This window comes from Cupriavidus cauae (assembly GCF_008632125.1).
GTDB lineage: Bacteria > Pseudomonadota > Gammaproteobacteria > Burkholderiales > Burkholderiaceae > Cupriavidus > Cupriavidus cauae.
Genome location: NZ_VWRN01000025.1, coordinates 13,995 through 33,037, shown reverse-complemented (window position 1 = coordinate 33,037; position 19,043 = coordinate 13,995). Strand labels below are relative to the sequence as shown.

Below are 19,043 nucleotides of genomic sequence, written 5' to 3'. Positions count from 1 at the left end.
GCTTACATCCGGAAGACGCCGAACTTCATCTCGTCGATCGGGGCATTGAGGCTGGCCGACAGGCCCAGGCCGAGCACCGTGCGGGTCTGCGCGGGGTCGATCACGCCGTCGTCCCACAGCCGCGCGCTGGCGTAATACGGATGGCCCTGGTGTTCGTACTGCTCGCGGATCGGCCGCTTGAAGGCCTCCTCCTCCTCGGCGCTCCAGCTGCCGCCGCGGCCCTCGATGCCGTCGCGCCGCACCGTGGCCAGCACGCTGGCCGCCTGCTCGCCGCCCATCACCGAGATCCGCGCGTTCGGCCACATCCACAGGAAGCGCGGCGAATAGGCGCGCCCGCACATGCCGTAATTGCCGGCGCCGAACGAGCCGCCGATGATCACCGTGAACTTCGGCACCTGCGCGGTCGCCACCGCGGTCACCATCTTGGCGCCGTTGCGGGCGATGCCCTCGTTCTCGTACTTGCGTCCCACCATGAAGCCGGTGATGTTCTGCAGGAACACCAGCGGAATCTTGCGCTGGCAGCACAGCTCGATGAAGTGCGCGCCCTTGAGCGCCGACTCCGAGAACAGGATGCCGTTGTTGGCGACGATGCCGACCGGGTAGCCCCAGATCCGCGCGAAGCCGCACACCAGCGTGGTGCCGTAGCGCGCCTTGAATTCGTCGAAGTCCGAGTCGTCGACGATGCGGGCGATCACCTCGCGCACGTCGTAGGGCTTGCGCGTATCGGTCGGGATCACGCCGTACAGTTCCTCGACCGGATAGCGCGGCTCGACCGGCGCGTGCAGCCGGATCTGGTCCGGCTTGCGGCGGTTCAGGTGCTGCACGATATTGCGCGCCAGGCCCAGCGCATGCGCGTCGTTCTGCGCGAAGTAGTCGGCCACGCCCGACAGCCGCGTATGCACGTCGGCGCCGCCCAGGTCCTCGGCGCTGACCTCCTCGCCGGTGGCCGCCTTGACCAGCGGCGGGCCGCCCAGAAAGATCGTGCCCTGGTTCTTGACGATGATCGACTCGTCGCTCATCGCCGGCACATAGGCGCCGCCGGCGGTGCACGAGCCCATCACCACGGCAATCTGTGGAATGCCCATCTTCGACAGGTTGGCCTGGTTGTAGAAGATGCGGCCGAAGTGATCGCGGTCGGGGAACACATCGTCCTGGTTCGGCAGGTTGGCGCCGCCCGAATCGACCAGGTAGATGCAGGGCAGATGGTTCTGCTCGGCGATCTCCTGCGCGCGCAGATGCTTCTTGACGGTCATCGGGTAGTAGGTGCCGCCCTTGACCGTGGCGTCGTTGCACACGATCACGCATTCCTGCCCGGCCACGCGGCCGATGCCGGTGATGATGCCGGCGCCGGGCGCGGCATTGTCGTACATGTCGTAGGCCGCCAGCTGCGACAGCTCCAGGAACGGCGTGCCCGGGTCGAGCAGCTGCTGCACGCGCTCGCGCGGCAGCATCTTGCCGCGCGACAGATGCTTGTTGCGCGCGTCTTCGCCACCGCCCTGCGCCACCTGGGCGATCTTCGCCTTCAGGTCGGCGACCAGGGCCTGCATCGCCTCGGCATTGGCCTTGAAGGCCTCGGAACGGGCATTGAGTTTGGATTCGAGCGTGGGCATCGGGTCTGTCTCTTCCTGATCTTGTGATGCGTTGCGATGAATGCGATGCGATGAATGCGTTCGCGGTGCGGAAATTCAGCGTACGGCGGCGGCCCGGTTCATCGCGCTTCCCCGCGAATGTCCCCATCGAGGTACAGCCAGCGCGGCGCTTCGCCGCTCGCGCGCGGCTCGCGCACGAAGCGGCTGCGTTCGTGCAGCCGCGACGCGCGCCCGCCGACCTTGTAGCGCGCGACGAATTCGACCTCGGCGTGGGTGTCGTCCTGCGGTGCATGCGCGACGATGGTCAGGCCCAGCCACTGCGTGCGCGGGCCACCGGCGTCCTGGGCAAGATCCTGCTCCAGCGTCGCCGGGCAGGTCGACGGATGCCAGCTCTGGCGCAGCCACTGCGCGTCGTTCAGCACGTAGGCGCTGTAGCGCGAGCGCATCAGGTGCTCGGCGGTGTCCGGCAGCGCCTCGCCGCGATGGAAGCGTCCGCAGCAGCTGGCGTAGCTGGCCCCGCCGCAAGGGCAGGCGCCTTCGCGCGAAGGCGCTGCCGCCCGCTTCATGCCACCAGCTCCGGCAGTTGCCGCATATCGGTGAAGATGGTCTGGGCGCCGGCCTCGCGCAGCATCGCGGCATCGTTGCGCGCGGCATAGCCGAACACCGTCATGCCGGCCGCCACGCCGGCGGTGATGCCGGCCGGACTGTCTTCCACCACCGCGCAGCGCGAGGGCTCCACGCCCATCGTGCGCGCCGCCAGCAGATAGACGTCGGGCGCGGGCTTGCTGCGCTCGACCTCGGTGGCGGAGAACACGTGCTCGCGCTGCTGGCCGTCGGCGTCGTGCTGGAACAGCTCCAGCAGGCCGGTGCGCTTCAGTTGCAGCTTGACCTTGACGCGGTCGGCGCCCGAGGCCACGCACAGCGGCATGCCGGTCGCGGCGATCGCGGCGATGGCGTCGCGCACGTGCGGCACGGCCTCGACCTCGGCCTCCAGCACTGCATTGCGCCGGGCCAGCCAGTGCGACAGCCAGTTCTCCGGCAGCGGCGCGCCGCGCATGCGCTCGATGGTGTCGAGCTCCTCGCGCACGGCGCGGCCGAGGAACAGCGCGGTCGAGTCCTCCAGCGAGATCGCGATGCCCAGTTCGTTCAGCATCTGGTTCAGCACGCGGTTGACGATCGGCTCGCTGTCGACCAGCACGCCGTCGCAATCGAAGATCACGCAGTCGAAGCGGCGGGACGGCTGGGCGGCACCGCTGTCGCGGTCGCGGGAGGGAGAAGCACTGAGGGTCATGCGGGTTTCTTTTCCTTGAGATCGGGGGACGGCACGGCCCGCAATTCGGTGGGCGTGCCGCTCTTGAGCAGGGCCTCGATCTGGTCGAAGCGGTCGAAGCCCCAGTAGGGTTCGCCATCGACGATGACGAAGGGCGAGCCGAACACGCCCTTGGCCATCGCCACTTCCATCTCGGCCTTCAGCTGGTCCTTGATCGGCTGGCTGCTGGCGCCGGCGTCCATCGCATTGGCGTCGATGTCCAGCGCCGCGGCGATCTTCACCAGCTCGGCCGGTTCGGCGATGTTGATGTCGTCGACGAAGTAGGCGTGGTACACCGCCTTGGCGAAGCGCACCGCCACGTCGGCGGCATGATGGTTCTGCAGCCACAGCATCGCGCGCGCGGCCTGCGTGGTCGGCAGCGGGAAGTTCGACGGCCGTCGATAGGCAATGCCGTGATGGCGCGCGGTGCGTTCGAAATCGCGCCAGCTGTAGTCGCCCTTGAGCGGGATCTGCGGCAGCGGCGCCATGCCGGTGGTCTTGAACACCACGCCCAGCAGGATCGGATGCCAGGCGACGCTGCGGCCGTACTGGCGCGCGAGGTCGTCGATGCGCGTGCTGGCGAAGTAGCCGTAGGGCGAGGAGAAATCGAAATAGAAGTCGATGGGGGCAGCGGTCATGTCAGGTCCTGGCGAGAGTGCGGCGAACGGAGCGGCGAACCAAGTAGCCAACCAAGTGGCGGTCCAAGTGGCGATCCAAGTGGGCGAATGAAGCGGCAACCGGAAACTGCGGTGCGTACGGCAGGGACTTCGGTACGGCCGTGCGCGCGCCTCTCACGCCAGCGCCCGCGCGATCAGCATCTTCTGGATGTCGCTGGTGCCCTCGTAGATCTGGCAGACCCGCACGTCGCGGTAGATCCGCTCGACCGGGAAGTCGCTGACATAGCCATAGCCGCCAAACACCTGGATCGCGTCCGAGCAGACCGCCTCGGCCATCTCGCTGGCATTGAGCTTGGCCATCGCGGCCTCCTTCAGGCAGGGCCGGCCGGCGTCCTTCAGCGAGGCGGCATGCCAGATCATCTGGCGCGCGACCTCGATGCGCGTGGCCATCTCGGCCAGGCGGAACTGCACCGCCTGATGCGCGAACAACGGCTGGCCGAAGCTCTCGCGCTCCTTCGAATAGGCCAGCGCCGCCTCGAAGGCCGCGCGCGCCATGCCGACGCTCTGCGCGGCGATGCCGATGCGCCCGCCCTCCAGGCCGGACAGCGCCATCCTGTAGCCCGCGCCCTCCTCGCCAAGCAGGTTGGCGGCCGGCACGCGGCAATCCTCGAACACGATCTGCGCGGTGTCCGACGAATGCTGGCCAAGCTTGTCTTCCAGCCGCGCGACCACATAGCCCGGCGTATCGGTCGGCACCAGGAAGGCGCTGATGCCGCGCTTGCCGGCGGCCTTGTCGGTGACCGCCATCACGATCGCGACATCGGCGTGCTTGCCGCTGGTGATGAACTGCTTGACGCCGTTGAGGACGTAATGATCGCCGTCGCGCGTCGCGGTGGTGCGCAGCGCCGCGGCGTCCGAGCCGACATGCGGCTCGGTCAGGCAGAACGCGCCGAGCATCTCGCCCCTGGCCAGCGGCACCAGCCACCGCTGCTTCTGCGCCTCGTCGGCAAACGCCATCAGCATGCTGCAGACGGGGCAGTTGTTGACGCTGATCACGGTCGAGGTGCCGCCGTCGCCGGCGGCGATCTCCTCCAGGATCAGCGCCAGCGACAGGTAGTCGAGCCCCGCGCCGCCGTAGGCCTCGGGCACCGCCACGCCATAGGTGCCCATTGCCGCGAGCTCGCGGTGGACCTCCTTCGGGAACGTCTTGTCGCGATCCCATGCGGCGGCCTGCGGCGCGATGACCTCCTGCGCGAACTGCCGCACCGCGTCGCGGATCATTTCCTGTTCGGGACTGAGCAGCATCGGAACCTCACCAGGGCAGCACGCTGCCGTCGTAGTTGCGGAAACCGCCGTTGTCCTGCGCGGTGGCGCCGGCCAGCACGCGGCGCAGGCCGGACACGCTCTGCTGCGGCGTCAGGTCGGCGCCGGCGCCGCCCATGTCGGTACGGACCCAGCCCGGATGCAGCGCCAGGCAGACCGCGTGGCGGGCGTCGAGCGACACCGACTTCAGCGCCGCGTTGACCGCCGCCTTGCTGACGCGATACAGCCAGCTGCGATTGCTCTCCATCGCCCCGATGCTGCCCATGCGCGAGGACAGCACCGCCAGCACGCCGCCCTTGCCGCCGCGGCCGGTCTCGACGAAGGGCAGCACCAGCGGCAGCGCCATCATCGGGCCCAGCACATTGGCATGCATCACGTCGTCGAACTCCTCGACCGAGACCGGCTGCGCGCCCTCGGTGCGCGGGCCGATCACGCCGGCGTTGTAGACCGCCACGTCGAGCGATTCGCCGTCGAGCGTCCAGCCCAGGCCCGCGACCTGATCGGCCTCGGTCAGGTCGACGCGGTGCGCCTCCGCGCCCAGCGATTTCAATGCGGCCAGCCCTTCGTCGCTGCGGGCGGTGGCGATCACGCGCCAGCCGTCGGCGCGGTACTGGCGGACGAACTCCAGGCCGATGCCGCGCGAGGCGCCGAGTATCAGTGCGGTTGGCAAGCTAGCCTCCTGTCGGGTCGAGGTTCGGGAACGAGGGTTCAGGCAGCGTTCGGGCCGGCGGCACTCAGACCAGCTCGATGCCGACCGCCGTCGCCTCGCCGCCGCCGATGCACAGGCTGGCCACGCCGCGCTTGCCGCCGGTCTTGCGCAGCGCGCCGATCAGCGTGGTCATGATGCGCGCGCCCGAGGCGCCGATCGGATGGCCGAGCGCGCAGGCGCCGCCGTGGATATTGACCTTCTCGCGCGGAATCTTCAGCTCGTGCATCGCCGCCATCGGCACCACGGCGAAGGCCTCGTTGATCTCGAACAGGTCGACGCTGTCGCTGTTCCAGTCGAGCTTGCGATACAGCTTGGCGATGGCCTCGACCGGCGCGGTGGTGAACCAGCCCGGCGCCTGCGCATGGCTGGTATGGCCCAGCATGCGCGCCAGCGGCTGCAGGCCCAGCGCCTTCGCGGTCGATTCGCGCATCATCACCAGCGCGGCGGCGCCGTCGTTGATCGACGACGACGACGCGGCGGTGATGGTGCCGTCCTTGGCGAAGGCGGGCTTGAGCGAGGGGATCTTGTCGACCTTGATGCGGCGCGGGCCTTCGTCGGTGTCGATCACCACATCGCCGCCCTTGGCCGTCACCGTGACCGGCGCGATCTCCCAGCGGAAGTCGCCGCGTTCGGTGGCCTGCTGCGCGCGCCGCACGCTCTCCATCGCAAAGGCGTCCTGCGCCTCGCGGGTGAAGCCGTACTTGGCCGCGCAGTCCTCGCCGAAGGTGCCCATCGCGCGGCCCTTCTCGTAGGCGTCCTCCAGGCCGTCGAGCATCATGTGGTCATAGATCATGCCGTGACCGATGCGATAGCCGCCGCGCCCCTTCGGGATCAGGTACGGGGCATTGGTCATGCTTTCCATGCCGCCGGCCACCGCGATTTCGTACGAGCCCGCCACCAGGCTGTCGTACACCGTCATCGCGGCGCGCATGCCGGAGCCGCACATCTTGTTGACGGTGGTACAGGCGACCGACAGCGGCAGCCCCGCGCCCAACGCCGCCTGGCGCGCCGGCGCCTGGCCCTGGCCGGCGGGCAGCACGCAGCCGAACACCACTTCCTCGACCTGCTCCGGCTGGATGCCGGCGCGCTCGATCGCCGCGCGGATGGCGACGGCGCCGAGCTGCGGCGCCGTGACGCTGGCGAACTCGCCCTGGAATGCGGCCATCGGCGTGCGGGCCGCGGATACGATCACGATCGGGTCTTGCATGGTGGTCTCCTTGATGTCTTTGCCGTGCTGCCGTGCTGTCGTTCGATTGGCTCCCTGCCTCGACCTGCGGGGCCGGGCAGGGAGCGGCTTGTCACCGCACCGGAATATGCGGCGGATCCCCGTACTGCCGGTAGGCCGCCTGCAATTGCGTGCGCAGTTCCTCGTTGCTGCTGGCCGCCATGCCGAGGTCGCGCAGCAGACCGTCGGACACGCCGTAGATCCAGCCGTGCACCGTGACCTGCTGGCCGCGCGCCCAGGCGTCCTGGATCACCGTGGTCTGGCAGACGTTGTTGACCTGCTCGATCACGTTGAGCTCGCACAGGCGGCTGTGCGCATCGTCCTCGCGCACGATGGTGCCCAGGTAGGCGTCGTGCTTGTCGGCCACGTCGCGCACATGGCGCAGCCAGTTGTCGACCAGACCCACGCGCTCGCGCTTGAGCGCGACCTTGACGCCGCCGCAGCCGTAGTGGCCCACCACGGTGATATGGCGCACCTTCAGCACCTCGACCGCGAACTGGATCACCGACAGCGCGTTCAGGTCGCTGTGCGCGATCACGTTGGCGATATTGCGGTGGACGAAGACCTCGCCCGGCGCCAGCCCCAGGATCTGGTTGGCGGGCACGCGTGAATCCGAACAGCCGATCCACAGGTATTCGGGCGCCTGCTGGTTGGCCAGGCTGGTGAAGAAATTCGGATCTTCCGCGTTGACGCGGTCGACCCATTCGCGGTTGTTGCGGAACAGCTGGGCGATGGCGTCAGTCATGCTGCCCTCCTTGCCGGCTCGTCGCCGGATTCGGTTGGGCCGTATCGATGAATGAAGCGTTCCGAGGCATGGTAAGCGTAGAAGTCATGAACATGTCCGGCCAGCAGCCGGTCCTTGTGTCCCTGCCACAGGGCAGGATCGAAAAAGTCCGCATGGTGCCGCAGGAAGGCCGCGCGCACGCGCGGGTCGCCCAGCAGGAAGGTGCGGAAGGTTTCGGGAAAGATGTCGTGGCGGCCGACGCTGTACCAGACCTCGCCCGACATCTCCTCTTCCTCGTTGCGGGGAGTCGGTACGCGGCGGATGTTGCAGTCGGTCAGGTATTCGATCTCGTCGTAGTCGTAGAACACCACGCGGCCATGGCGCGTGACGCCGAAATTCTTGTACAGCATGTCGCCCGGGAAGATGTTGGCGGCCATCAGCTCCTTGATCGCATTGCCGTATTCGATGATGCCGTGCTCGACCTGCTCGTCGGTGCCTTCCTGCAGGTAGATGTTCAGCGGCGTCATGCGGCGCTCGATATAGAGATGGCGTACCACGATTTCCTCGGTGCCGTCCTTGGCGCGCTGATATTCGATCATCGACGGCGCATGCTCGTGCAGCTCGCGCACCAGCGCATCGTCGAAGCGCGACAGCGGAAAGGCGACGTCCGAATATTCCAGCGTGTCCGCCATGCGGCCGACGCGGTCGTGCTGCTTGACCAGCTGGTACTTGGACTTGATCAGCTCGCGCGTGGTTTCCTTCGGCGCCGGATAGAAGTCCTTGATCACCTTGAAGACGTAGGGATAGGACGGCAGCGTGAACACCAGCATCACCAGCCCGCGGATGCCGGGGGCGATGATGAACTTGTCCGACGAATGCTGCAGGTGGTGCAGGAAGTCGCGGTAGAACAGGTTCTTGCCCTGCTTCTGCAAACCCAGCGAGGTATAGATCTCCGCGCGCGGCTTGCGCGGCATGATGTCGCGCAGGAAGGTCACGTAGGCCGACGGGATCTCCATGTCGACCATGAAATAGGAGTGCGTGAACGAGAACAGGATCAGCAGCTGTTCCTTGCGCAGCAGCACCGTGTCGAGCGCCAGCTTGCCCGACGGCCCGTGCACGATCGGGATCGCCAGCGGATAGGTGCGGTCGCCGTTCAGCACGCGGCCGATGATGAAGGCCGACTTGTTGCGGAAGAACAGCGACGACAGCACGTGGATCTGGAAATTCGGCGCGATGCGGAAATCGCCCAGGTGCTCGGTGACCGCGCGCACCACATAGCCGATATCGCGCTTCAGGTCCTCGTACGGCCGCTCGAGCTGGAAGTTGTGCACGATCCGTTCGAAGCAGTCGGCCATGCCCTCGCGGCTGCCCGGGTAGTAGGCGCGGAAGGTCGGCCTGGTCGGCGACTCCTCGTTCTCGATGTATTCGGTCGAGATCGCCGGGCGCACGAAGATGAAGTCGTTGTTGAAGTACGAGCGGTGCAGGATGCGGGTAAAGACCGAATTGAAGAAGGTCTCGGCCAGCTCGGGCTGGTGGTGGTTGGTCAGCAGCCCGATGTAATGCAGCTTGATCTGCTGCCAGATCTCGTCCTCGATCTGCTCGGCGTCGTACTCGTCCTCGAGGATCACCGTGGTTTCGCGCACGCGCTCGTTGTAGAACGCGATGCGGTCGCGCTGCAGCTGCTGCAGCCCGGCCCAGTCGCCGGCCTCGAAGCGGACCTTGGCCTCGATGCTGACCTCGCGAAACAGCCGATAGTGCTTGTCGAACCCGTCCAGCATGGTGCGCGCCACATCGTAGGCGATCTGCGACGACAGCAGTTTCGGGAAGTGGGACATGGCTGGGACGGACTACCTGGGCGCGGGTGAGGTTCGGAAGGCGGTTTCGGCGGAGATATCGGCGGAAATAACGACTGAAATATCGGCTGAGATATCGGCTGGAACCTGTGCATCGGCGCTCGCCGCGGCGAGGCCGGATGTCAGGGGTGATTGTAAGCGCTTCGCGCGAGGCATCGGTGGCGCCGCCCACCATGGAGCGGCGCACCGTGCACGGCGCTTTCCTGTCTTTTACCTCGCGATTACATCGTTTCGGAGAACAGTTCGCGACCGATCAGCATGCGGCGGATCTCCGAGGTGCCGGCGCCGATCTCGTACAGCTTGGCGTCGCGCCACAGGCGGCCGGTCGGATATTCGTTGATATAGCCGTTGCCGCCCAGGATCTGCACCGATTCGCCGGCCATCCAGGTCGCCTTCTCGGCCGTATAGAGAATCACCGCCGCGCAGTCCTTGCGTACCTGGCGCACGTGCTCGCTGCCGAGCGCGTCGAGGTTCTTGCCTACCGTATACAGATAGCTGCGCGCGGCCTGCAGCGTGGTGTACATGTCGGCGATCTTGCCCTGGATCAGCTGGAATTCGCCGATGCTCTGGCCGAACTGCTTGCGGTCGTGGATGTAGGGCGTGACCACGTCCATGCAGGCCTGCATGATGCCGACCGGGCCGCCGGACAGCACCGCGCGCTCGTAGTCCAGGCCGCTCATCAGCACCTTGGCCCCGCCGTTCTCGGCGCCGAGGATGTTCTCGGCCGGCACCTCGACGTCCTGGAACACCAGTTCGCCGGTATGCGAACCGCGCATGCCGAGCTTGTCCAGCTTCTGCGCCACCGAGAAGCCCTTCATGCCCTTTTCGACGATGAAGGCGGTCATGCCGCGCGCGCCCAGATCCGGCTCGGTCTTGGCGTAGACCACCAGCACGTCGCAGTCCGGACCGTTGGTGATCCACATCTTGGTGCCGTTCAGCACGTAGTGGTCGCCCTTGCGGTCGGCCCGCAGCTTCATGCTGACCACGTCCGAACCGGCATTGGGCTCGCTCATCGCGAGCGCGCCGATCCACTCGCCGGACACCAGCCTGGGCAGGTACTTCGCCTTCTGCGCCGGCGTGCCGTTGCGGTGGATCTGGTTGACGCACAGGTTCGAATGCGCGCCGTACGACAGGCCGACCGAGGCGGAGGCGCGGCTGATCTCCTCCATCGCGATCATGTGGGCCAGATAGCCCATGTTGGCGCCGCCGTACTCCTCGGCGACGGTGATGCCCAGCACGCCGAGGTCGCCCATCTTCTTCCAGCAGTCCATCGGAAACTGGTCGGTACGGTCGATCTCGGCCGCGCGCGGCGCCAGTTCGGCCTGGGCCCAGGACTGCACGGACTCGCGCAGCATCTCGATGTCTTCACCCAGGTCGAATTTCAGGCCTGGCAGGGTCGCGGTCATGGTTTGTCTCCTGTTGGAATCCGGATTCGATACGGAATGGGGGCCGGGTGCGGCCGGGGTGGCGCGGGTGGCAGGTATGGACGGGCTCAGACGTGGTCGAGCGTGCGCACCACGCACAGCGTCATCAGCATCGTCGCCACCGCCTTGCGGACGCCGCCGGTTTCGGTAAACACGTCGCCCTGGGCGACGATCAGCGTGCGGCCCGGCTTGAGCACGCGGCCCACGGCAATCAGCCGCTCACCCCGGGCGGGCGACAGCAGATTGATCTTGTACTCGGCGGTCAGGCCCGCCTCGCCTTCGCCGACCATCGACAGCGCGGCGTAGCCGCAGGCGCTGTCGGCCAGCGCGCCGACCACGCCGCCGTGGAAGAAGCCATGCTGCTGGGTGACGCCTTCGGACCATGGCATCGCCAGCTCGACCTCGCCGCGCTCGACGCGGACCAGCGAGGCGCCGAAGGTTCGCATCAGCCCCTGGCGCGAGAAGCTGGCGGCAATTTCCTCGGCGCGGCCCGGCGGCAGGTCGGCGGCGGTGCGGGCCGGGGCATCGGCCTTCATGTCGAGGGCGTCTGCGGCCTCGGCGGCCTCAGCGGCCCCTGCGGCGGCGTATGTCATAACATCCGGGGCGGAATTCGGCATGGCAGCTTCCTGTCGGCGCCGGCACCGCGCGCTGCGGTGGGCTGTCGGCTTATTTTATTTACGTTTACGTAAACGTCAATCAAATTTGTCGGGCGACGAGGGGCGAAGGTGGCATCGGCCACATTCAGGCGCCGGCCGCGCGCTCCCGCTCGGGCTCGGCCGCCGCCAGCAGGGCGCGGCATTGGCGCTCGTGCTGGTCGATCTCGGCCAGTTGCGCCTGCAGGTCTTCCATCTGCCGCTCCAGCGCCTGCCGGTGCTGCGCCAGCGAGGCCAGGAAGCGCTCCAGCTGGGGCACCGTGTCGCGCGGCGATTCGTACAGATCGAGGATCTCGCGGATCTCGTTCAACGTCAGGCCGAGCCGCTTGCCGCGCAACGTCAGCTTCAGGCGGGTGCGCTCGCGGCCGCTGTAGAGCCGCTGCCTTCCCCCGGCGCCGACGCGGTCCGGCGACAGCAGGCCCTGGTCCTCGTAGAAGCGGATCGCCCGGGGCGTGATGTCGAACTCGCGCGCCAGTTCGGTGATGGTGTAGGTGGTGCCCGCCGGCGGGTTGGCGGGCATCGCGGGAGAGGTGGCGGAGCTGGGCATGGGCGCCTGTAAAAGAGAACGAACGTTCGATACGCGTGGGCGTTTTCGCTTAAGATGGCAACAGGCCGTCCGAATTGACGTTTACGTTAGCGTCAAGCAGCGCGCCTGGCAACCGCCCCGACGCCGTTCCGCGCATTGCGTGCCTCATGGCGCCCGGAATCGCGTCCGGCATCCGGATCCACGACGAGAAAGCCCACCGCAGGGCTTCGCAACCGAGAGACTCCCCGATGAACGCACTCGAACACCAGCTCCAATACCCGTTCGGCGAGACCATGCCCGAGCCCGGCGCGCGCCAGCAGGTGGCCCCCGGCGTCTACTGGCTGCGCATGCCGCTGCCGTTCGCGCTTGACCATATCAATCTATGGCTGGTGCGCGACCGTGTGGACGGGCGCGACGGCTGGACCGTGATCGACTGCGGCATCACCAACGACACCATCAAGGCGCACTGGGAAACCGTGTTCGCCAACGAGCTGGAAGGCCTGCCGGTACTGCGCGTGCTGGTCACCCATTGCCATCCCGACCACGTGGGCCTGGCGCACTGGCTGTGCCAGCGCTGGGACGCGCGGCTGTGGATGAGCCTGGGCGACTATATGAGCGCTCGGGTGATGGGGGGCGGCAACGGCGTCGGCTCGAACGCGGGCGGCGACTTCGCGGCGAGCCACTTCGCCCGCCATGGCCTGGCCGACCCCGACAGCCTGGAAAAGCTGCGCGCCCGCAAGAGCTACTACGCGACGCTGGTGCCCGATCTGCCGACGCAATACCGCCGCCTGATGGACGGCGATACGGTGACGATGGGCGCCGATCCGGCGGCGGCCAGCTGGCGCGTGATCACCGGCTTCGGCCACGCGCCGGAGCACGTCGCACTCTACAACGCCGAGCTGAAGGTGCTGATCTCCGGCGACATGGTGCTGCCGCGGATCTCGACCAATGTCAGCGTGTTCGACATGGAACCGGAGGCGAACCCGCTGGCGCTGTATCTGCGCTCGCTGGACCGCTACCAGGACCTGCCCGAGGACACGCTGGTGCTGCCCTCGCATGGACGGCCGTTCCGCAATCTGCAGACGCGCATCGGACAGCTGCGCGAGCACCATGTCGAGCGCCTGGCCGAGACCCGCGCCGCCTGCGCCGAAAAGCCGTGCAGCGCGCGCGATATCGTCGACGTGATCTTCCGCCGCCAGTTCGACATCCATCAGATGACCTTTGCGATGGGCGAGGCGCTGGCCCACCTGCACGTGCTGTGGCATGCCGGCGAACTGCGGCGCGCCACGGACGACGATGGCATCATCCGGTTCCGGGCCAACGGCTGAATTGCCGCCTGAATTGCCGCCTGAATCGCCGCCCATGTCCGCCACCGACAGCCCCACCCACGGCGCCCCTGACAGCGCCTTCGCCCACACCCCGCCGCCGCCCTATTACGCGGTGATCTTCACGTCCACGCGCACCGGCGAGGACGTGGGCGGAGAAAACCACGAGGCCGACTACGGCGCGATGGCGCAGCGGATGGTGGAACTGGCCGCGACCATGCCCGGCTTTCTCGGCGTCGAGTCGGTGCGCGACGGCAGCACGCCGGGCGCGCCCGGCATCACGGTGTCGTACTGGCGTTCGCTGGAGGACATCGCCGCCTGGCAGGCGCATGCCGAGCACCGGGTCGCGCAGCGCCTGGGGCGCGAGCGCTGGTATCAAGGCTTCCAGCTGCGCGTCTGCAAGGTCGAGCGGGCCTACGGGTTCGAGCGCTGATCCCGGTCGCCGTCCCGCGCAGGTGGGGACCCATGGACGTGCTGATGGCGACGTCAACAAGGCAGGCCCCCCGCCGGCGGGGACGACAGGCAGCTGGCGTCAAGCCTGGCGCGCCAGCGTCTCCAGATACGCGATGCCGTCGATCGCGCGGCTGCCGTACCACGACACCATTTCCCCATCGACCAGCAGCACCGGCAGGCCGAGCTGGCGCTCGAGCGCGTCGGCGTGGTCCTCGGTGAAGCGATAGGGTTCGGTCGACAGCAGCACCAGGTCGAGCTCGCGCACCAGCGCCTCGCTCCAGCGAAAGCTCGGATAGCGCTGCCCCGGCGCATTGGGCCGCGCGCAATCGCCATCGACGCAGGCCTGCGGCGCGGCACCCGCATCGTCGGCATCCTGGGCATCGGGCCAGGTCTGCCAGCCGATCAGCGCCAGCATGCGGCTGATATAGGTGTCGCGCGACACCGTCATCCACGGGTCCTGCCAGATCGCGTACAGCACCCTGCGCGTCGGCCACGCGCGCGCCTCGAGGCGCGCCAGCGCCTGCTCCAGCCGCGTGCATAGCGTCTCGGCTTCGGCTTCGCGGTCGAAGATGCCGCCCAGCAGCCGGTACAGCTCCAGGTTGTCGCGCGGCGCGCACGGATGGGTCACGATCACGTTCGGCACGAATCCGCGGATCTCGTCCACGGTCTCGCGCCGGTTCTCGTCGATATTGACCACCACGTGGGTCGGCGCCAGCGCGCGCAGCTTGTCCAGCTGGACGTCCTTGGTGCCGCCGACCTTGGCGACCGCGCGCACCTGCGGTTCGGGATGGATGCAGAAGCCGGTGCGCGCCACCAGCCGGTCGCCGAGTCCCAGCGCAAACAGCAGTTCGGTAACCGACGGCACCAGCGAGGCGATGCGCGCATCGGCAGCGGCGCGCGGGTGCGGCTGGCCCAGCGCGTCCTGCCACATCACGCGCTCCCGCTGCCGTCGCCGGCCGGGTCCGCCGGGCCGTCCGGCCGTTGCGGCCGCTCCGGCTGGCGCGGCTTGCGTGGCGCGCGCGTGAACAGCGCGTCGTAGAGCCAGCGCGGCAGCACGTGCAGCACCGAGGCCACGACTCCCATTTGCCACGGCACCACGGCAAAGCGCCGGCCCGCGGCGATCGCCCGCACCGCCTTGCGCGCGAAGGCGTCGGCGTCCATCAGGAAGGGCATCGGATACGGATTGCGCGCGGTCATCGGCGTGCGGATATAGCCGGGCGCGATGGTGACCACGCGAATGCGGTGCGGCCGCTGTTCCAGCCGCAGGCTCTCCAGCAGCTTGATCACCGCCGACTTCGACGCGCTGTAGGCGCCCGCGCCCGGCAGTCCGCGCACGCCGGCGACGCTCGCGATGCCGACCAGCGTGCCGCGCCACTCGCGCGGCCCCACGTCCCTGGCCTGCATCGGCGCCAGGAAGGGCTGGAAGGTCGTCAGCACGCCGAACCAGTTGGTATCCATGACCGCGCGGAACGCCTCCAGATCCTCGCGTTCGCTCGCCACCGTGCCGACCGACACGCCGGCATTGGCGATCACGACATCGGGACAGCCGAAATGGTCGAGGAAGTCCTGCGCGGCGCCGAGCATCGCGTCGGCATCGCGCACGTCGGCCGCATAGACGCGGGCGGCATTGGGATTGGGCAGGGTGGCGACGAACGCGCGCAGTGCATCGTCGCGGCGGCCGACCAGGCCGAGAATCGCGCCCTGCCGCGCATATTCGCGCGCCAGGGCCTGGCCGATTCCGCTCGATGCGCCGGTGAGAAAGACTTTGACGGGTCGCATCGGGCGGCGGGGGAAGGAGAGAGGCGAAGCGGAGGGACGAAGCGGAAGGAAGCGCGCCGCTCAGCCGCGCGCCGGCCGTGCTTCGGCGGCGACGGCGGCGCGCGGTGTCATCACAGCTTCTTGTCGCGGACCTGGGTCACCAGGTAGTCCATCGTCTGCAGCGCGGCGCCCTTGCTGCCCGCGATGGACGGCGAGGTCACGTACTTGCCCTGGATCACGATGGTCGGCACGCCGTCGATCTTGTAGGCGTCGGCGATCTTGTTGGCGCGCGTGGTATTGGTCGACACCGAGAACGAGTTGTAGGCCTCCAGGAAGGCCTTGCGGTCGATGCCGTTCTTGGCCATCAGGTCGGCGATCTCGTTCGGGTCCAGCAGGCGCTTGCGCTCGGCGTGGATCGCGCTGAAGACCTTGTTGTGCATGGCGTCGAGCTTGCCCATCGATTCGAGCGCGTAGTAGATGCGCGTATGCGGCAGCAGGTCGTCGCGGAACGCCACCGGCACGCGCTTGAACACCACGTCCTTGCCCTGCTTCTTGACCCAGCCCTCCAGCTCGGGCTCGAAGTCGTAGCAATGCGGGCAGCCGTACCAGAAGAACTCGGTGATCTCGATCTTGCCTGCGGTGACGGGCTGGGCCGCCTTCAGGACCTGGTATTCCTTGCCTTCGGCCGGCGCGGCCTGGGCGGGCGATGCCATCATCAGTCCCGCGGCGGCGGCGAGCGTGGCGAACAAGGCGGCGATTTTCTTCATGGCGCGAGAGAAAAGTGAAACGGTCTGCGTATGACAGCGATGCGCCGCGCGGGTTCAGCCCGCGCCGGCGCCGCCGCCTCCTGGCTTACTGCTTGGTGAAGCGGATCACCGACGCCTCGAAACCGGCCGATTGCAGGCGGTCGCGCGCGCGGTTCATGTCTTCGATCTTGTTGTACGGGCCGAGCCGCACGCGATACAGCTTGACGCCGTTGACCTCGCGGTCGGTGACCTTGGCCTCGAAGCCCTGCATCGCCAGGTTGGCCTTCTGCCGGTTGGCGTCGTCCTGCGAGCGGAAGGCGCCGACCTGCAGCAGATAACCGACCTTGTTGGCATCGGCCTGGGCGATCTCGGCGATCGGGTCGGCGACCGGACGCTCGGCTGCCTTATCCGCCGGCTTCTCGGCGGTCTTGGGCGCGGGCCTGGCGGCTTCCTCAGGCGCCGGCGCCGGCCTGGTCGCGGGAGCGGCCGGAGTGGTGGGCGCGGTGGGCTCCCGATGCGCCGGTTCCGCCGGCGGGCCGACCGGCTTGGGCGGGGTCTTGCTCCACAGCGGCTTGTTCGGGTCCGACGGCGGCTCCTGCACCGGCGACGGCAGGGTCCCGACCACGTTGCCGGGCTCGGCCGGCTTGGGCGTGCCCTTGCGCTGGAACGGCGTCGGCGCCTTGGTGATATACAGCGCCACCACCACCGCGATGGCCAGGCCGATGATCAGGCCGAGCACCAGGCCGAGAAACGTACCCCCGCGCTGCTGGGCGCGGCTGGCCTTGCGCGGGGCACGCTTGCGTTGCTGTTGCATGGAGTCCTCTTGGATATTGCCGGAAGATTATAGAGCCAGTGCCCGGCATGGCGACCGGGCAGCCGAGCCATCGCGGCCTGCAAACGGGTGGGACGTCGGCAGGCCGCGCAGCCGCCTCACATGCGCTGCGGGGCGGAGACGCCGATCACCGCGAGGCCGTTGCGCAGCACCTGGCGGGTGGCCGCCAGCAGCGCGAGCCGCGCCAGCTTGACCGGCTCGTCATCGACCAGCACGCGGTCGGCGTTGTAGAAGGCATGGAAGTCGCCCGCCAGATCGCGCAGGTAGAAGGCCACCGCGTGCGGCGCCAGCTCGTTCGCGGCCTGGGCCAGCATCTCGGGGAATTCGGCCAGCCGTTGCCCCAGCGCCAGCGCCTGCGGGCTCGCGGCGGCGCCGGTCACCGGCTCCAGGTCGGCGCCGGCCAACTCGGCCAGGCGCTGCTGCCAGCCCTCGCCGCCCCACGACTCGAAGATCGAGCAGATGCGGGCATGCGCGTACTGGACGTAGTACACCGGGTTCTCGTCGTTCTGCTTGAGCGCCAGGTCGACGTCGAAGACGAACTCGGTGTCGGCCTTGCGCGACAGCAGGAAGAAGCGCACCGCGTCGCGGCCGCGCGTGAAATGCGCCGGCCAGTCGGCCACGCCCGCTTCCAGGCAGGCGCGGATGGTCTCGTCGCCGCCATTGCTCCATTCGATCAGGTCGCGCACCGTGACATACGAACCGGCGCGCTTGGAGATCTTGACCTCCTCGCCGTTCTTCATCACGGTGACCATCTTGTGCAGCACGTAGTCGGGATAACCGGCCGGAATGCCGATCTCCAGCCCCTGCAGGCCGGCGCGCACCCGCGCGATGGTGCCGTGGTGGTCGCTGCCCTGCACGTTGATGACCTTGTGGAAGCCGCGCTCCCACTTGGTGGTGTGATAGGCGACGTCCGGCACGAAGTAGGTGTAGCTGCCATCGCCCTTGCGCATCACCCGGTCCTTGTCGTCGCCGTCGTCGGTGGTGCGCAGCCACAGCGCGCCTTCGCTCTCGTAGGTCTTGCCCTTGGCGATCAGCGTCTGCACCGCTTCCTCGACCTTGCCGTCGGTGTACAGCGACGACTCGAGGTAATAGCGGTCGAACTTGACGCCGAACGCCTGCAGGTCGATGTCCTGCTCGTTGCGCAGGTAGGTGACGGCGAACTTGCGGATCGAATCGAGATCCTCGACGTCGCCCGAGGCGGTCACCGGCTCGCCGTCGGAGGCGCGCACGGTCTTGCGGGCGAGGAAGTCGGCGGCGATGTCGGCGATGTAGTCGCCGTTGTAGGCGGCCTCGGGCCAGCCGGCCTCGCCCGGCTTCAGGCCGCGCGCGCGCGCCTGCACCGAGATCGCCAGGTTCTGGATCTGCACGCCGGCGTCGTTGTAGTAGAACTCGCGGTGGACCGCGAAGCCCTGCCACGACAGCAGGTTGGCGAGCGCGTCGCCCAGCGCGGCCTGGCGGCCGTGGCCCACGTGCAGCGGGCCGGTCGGATTGGCCGAGACGAACTCGACCAGCACCTGGCCGCGCGCGCCCTGCTGCTGGGCGCCATAGCCGTCGCCCTGCTCCAGCACCGCGCGCAGCGTCTCGGCCTTGGCCGCCGGCGTCAGCCGCAGGTTGATGAAGCCGGGACCGGCGATCTCCAGGCTCGCCACCAGCGAGGCGGTACGCGCATCGGCCTTCACGGCGTCGACGATCTGCTGCGCCAGCTCGCGCGGATTGCGCTTGAGCGTGCGGGCCACCTGCATCGCCAGATTGCAGGCGAGATCGCCGTGGGCGGCCACCTTGGGCCGTTCGAAGGCGACAGCGGGCAGCACGGCATCGGCCGGCGCCAGCGCGCGTACCGCATCGGTGAACGCGGCGGCAAGTTTGGAGGTCTGAACAGGCAGCATGAATGTCTGGGCCCGGGCGCCACGACCAGGACCGCGATGGCCTGGGCCATAGTGGCGGTGCCGTCACCGGCAGCGTGGCGATGCCGCAGCG

Annotated in this window: 19 protein-coding genes; 2 read left to right on the top strand and 17 right to left on the bottom strand. The window is 68.2% G+C overall.

The window, feature by feature from the left end:
* Nucleotides 1–2 precede the first annotated feature (2 nt).
* The 12 genes from F1599_RS08230 to F1599_RS08175 form a co-directional block, all read right to left on the bottom strand.
* Entirely contained in the window at nucleotides 3–1,610 is a 1,608-nt protein-coding gene (locus tag F1599_RS08230) for a carboxyl transferase domain-containing protein (RefSeq protein WP_150082725.1), read from the bottom strand.
* A gap of 98 nt (nucleotides 1,611–1,708) precedes the next feature.
* Nucleotides 1,709–2,155 (bottom strand): YchJ family metal-binding protein, encoded by a 447-nt coding sequence (locus F1599_RS08225; protein ID WP_150082724.1) that lies wholly within the window; start codon nucleotides 2,153–2,155, stop codon nucleotides 1,709–1,711.
* Complete coding sequence (locus tag F1599_RS08220) at nucleotides 2,152–2,880, bottom strand: HAD family hydrolase (RefSeq protein WP_149317292.1); 729 nt, start codon at nucleotides 2,878–2,880, stop codon at nucleotides 2,152–2,154. Before F1599_RS08220 ends, F1599_RS08225 begins: the two co-directional genes overlap by 4 nt.
* Nucleotides 2,877–3,536, bottom strand: a complete 660-nt coding sequence (locus tag F1599_RS08215; RefSeq protein WP_149317293.1) for a 2-hydroxychromene-2-carboxylate isomerase — start codon at nucleotides 3,534–3,536, stop codon at nucleotides 2,877–2,879. The genes F1599_RS08220 and F1599_RS08215 overlap by 4 nt, the downstream gene beginning before the upstream one ends.
* Nucleotides 3,537–3,689: 153 nt before the next feature.
* A complete protein-coding gene (locus tag F1599_RS08210) occupies nucleotides 3,690–4,820 on the bottom strand; it encodes an acyl-CoA dehydrogenase family protein (RefSeq protein WP_149317294.1) in 1,131 nt (376 codons plus the stop codon).
* A gap of 7 nt (nucleotides 4,821–4,827) precedes the next feature.
* Nucleotides 4,828–5,508: an SDR family oxidoreductase gene (locus tag F1599_RS08205; RefSeq protein ID WP_150082723.1), complete on the bottom strand. Its 681-nt coding sequence runs from the start codon at nucleotides 5,506–5,508 to the stop codon at nucleotides 4,828–4,830.
* Between the two features lie 64 nt (nucleotides 5,509–5,572).
* Complete coding sequence (locus tag F1599_RS08200) at nucleotides 5,573–6,754, bottom strand: acetyl-CoA C-acetyltransferase (RefSeq protein ID WP_149317296.1); 1,182 nt, start codon at nucleotides 6,752–6,754, stop codon at nucleotides 5,573–5,575.
* A gap of 91 nt (nucleotides 6,755–6,845) precedes the next feature.
* Complete coding sequence (can, locus tag F1599_RS08195; protein ID WP_006578377.1) at nucleotides 6,846–7,517, bottom strand: carbonate dehydratase; 672 nt, start codon at nucleotides 7,515–7,517, stop codon at nucleotides 6,846–6,848.
* Nucleotides 7,514–9,331, bottom strand: coding sequence for a bifunctional isocitrate dehydrogenase kinase/phosphatase (gene aceK, locus F1599_RS08190; RefSeq protein ID WP_149317297.1), 1,818 nt, complete (start codon nucleotides 9,329–9,331; stop codon nucleotides 7,514–7,516). The genes can and aceK overlap by 4 nt, the downstream gene beginning before the upstream one ends.
* A gap of 239 nt (nucleotides 9,332–9,570) precedes the next feature.
* The gene (locus F1599_RS08185; protein WP_149317298.1) at nucleotides 9,571–10,755 is read right to left on the bottom strand and encodes an isovaleryl-CoA dehydrogenase; all 1,185 of its coding nucleotides are present in this window, start codon (nucleotides 10,753–10,755) and stop codon (nucleotides 9,571–9,573) included.
* Nucleotides 10,756–10,841: 86 nt separating this feature from the next.
* Nucleotides 10,842–11,309, bottom strand: a complete 468-nt coding sequence (locus F1599_RS08180; protein WP_149317299.1) for a PaaI family thioesterase — start codon at nucleotides 11,307–11,309, stop codon at nucleotides 10,842–10,844.
* 205 nt (nucleotides 11,310–11,514) lie between these two features.
* Nucleotides 11,515–11,946 (bottom strand): MerR family transcriptional regulator, encoded by a 432-nt coding sequence (locus F1599_RS08175; protein WP_149317600.1) that lies wholly within the window; start codon nucleotides 11,944–11,946, stop codon nucleotides 11,515–11,517.
* A gap of 254 nt (nucleotides 11,947–12,200) precedes the next feature.
* Here F1599_RS08175 and F1599_RS08170 point away from each other — a divergent pair, with 254 nt between their 5' ends.
* Entirely contained in the window at nucleotides 12,201–13,280 is a 1,080-nt protein-coding gene (locus F1599_RS08170) for an MBL fold metallo-hydrolase (protein WP_150082722.1), read from the top strand.
* A gap of 34 nt (nucleotides 13,281–13,314) precedes the next feature.
* A complete protein-coding gene (locus tag F1599_RS08165) occupies nucleotides 13,315–13,710 on the top strand; it encodes an antibiotic biosynthesis monooxygenase family protein (protein WP_149317302.1) in 396 nt (131 codons plus the stop codon).
* A gap of 99 nt (nucleotides 13,711–13,809) precedes the next feature.
* On the opposite strand, the gene F1599_RS08160 is transcribed toward F1599_RS08165, so the two are convergent.
* The 5 genes from F1599_RS08160 to argS all read right to left on the bottom strand — a co-directional run bounded on the left by F1599_RS08160 (nucleotide 13,810) and on the right by argS (nucleotide 18,952).
* Complete coding sequence (locus F1599_RS08160; RefSeq protein ID WP_150082721.1) at nucleotides 13,810–14,661, bottom strand: helical backbone metal receptor; 852 nt, start codon at nucleotides 14,659–14,661, stop codon at nucleotides 13,810–13,812.
* The gene (locus F1599_RS08155; protein ID WP_149317304.1) at nucleotides 14,661–15,509 is read right to left on the bottom strand and encodes an SDR family oxidoreductase; all 849 of its coding nucleotides are present in this window, start codon (nucleotides 15,507–15,509) and stop codon (nucleotides 14,661–14,663) included. Before F1599_RS08155 ends, F1599_RS08160 begins: the two co-directional genes overlap by 1 nt.
* A 110-nt stretch (nucleotides 15,510–15,619) precedes the next feature.
* On the bottom strand, nucleotides 15,620–16,255 hold the full coding sequence (locus F1599_RS08150; protein WP_149317305.1) for a thiol:disulfide interchange protein DsbA/DsbL: 636 nt from the start codon (nucleotides 16,253–16,255) through the stop codon (nucleotides 15,620–15,622).
* 85 nt (nucleotides 16,256–16,340) lie between these two features.
* Entirely contained in the window at nucleotides 16,341–17,048 is a 708-nt protein-coding gene (locus F1599_RS08145; RefSeq protein ID WP_150082720.1) for an SPOR domain-containing protein, read from the bottom strand.
* Nucleotides 17,049–17,164: 116 nt separating this feature from the next.
* The gene (gene argS / locus F1599_RS08140; protein WP_150082719.1) at nucleotides 17,165–18,952 is read right to left on the bottom strand and encodes an arginine--tRNA ligase; all 1,788 of its coding nucleotides are present in this window, start codon (nucleotides 18,950–18,952) and stop codon (nucleotides 17,165–17,167) included.
* Between the last annotated feature and the right edge of the window lie 91 nt (nucleotides 18,953–19,043).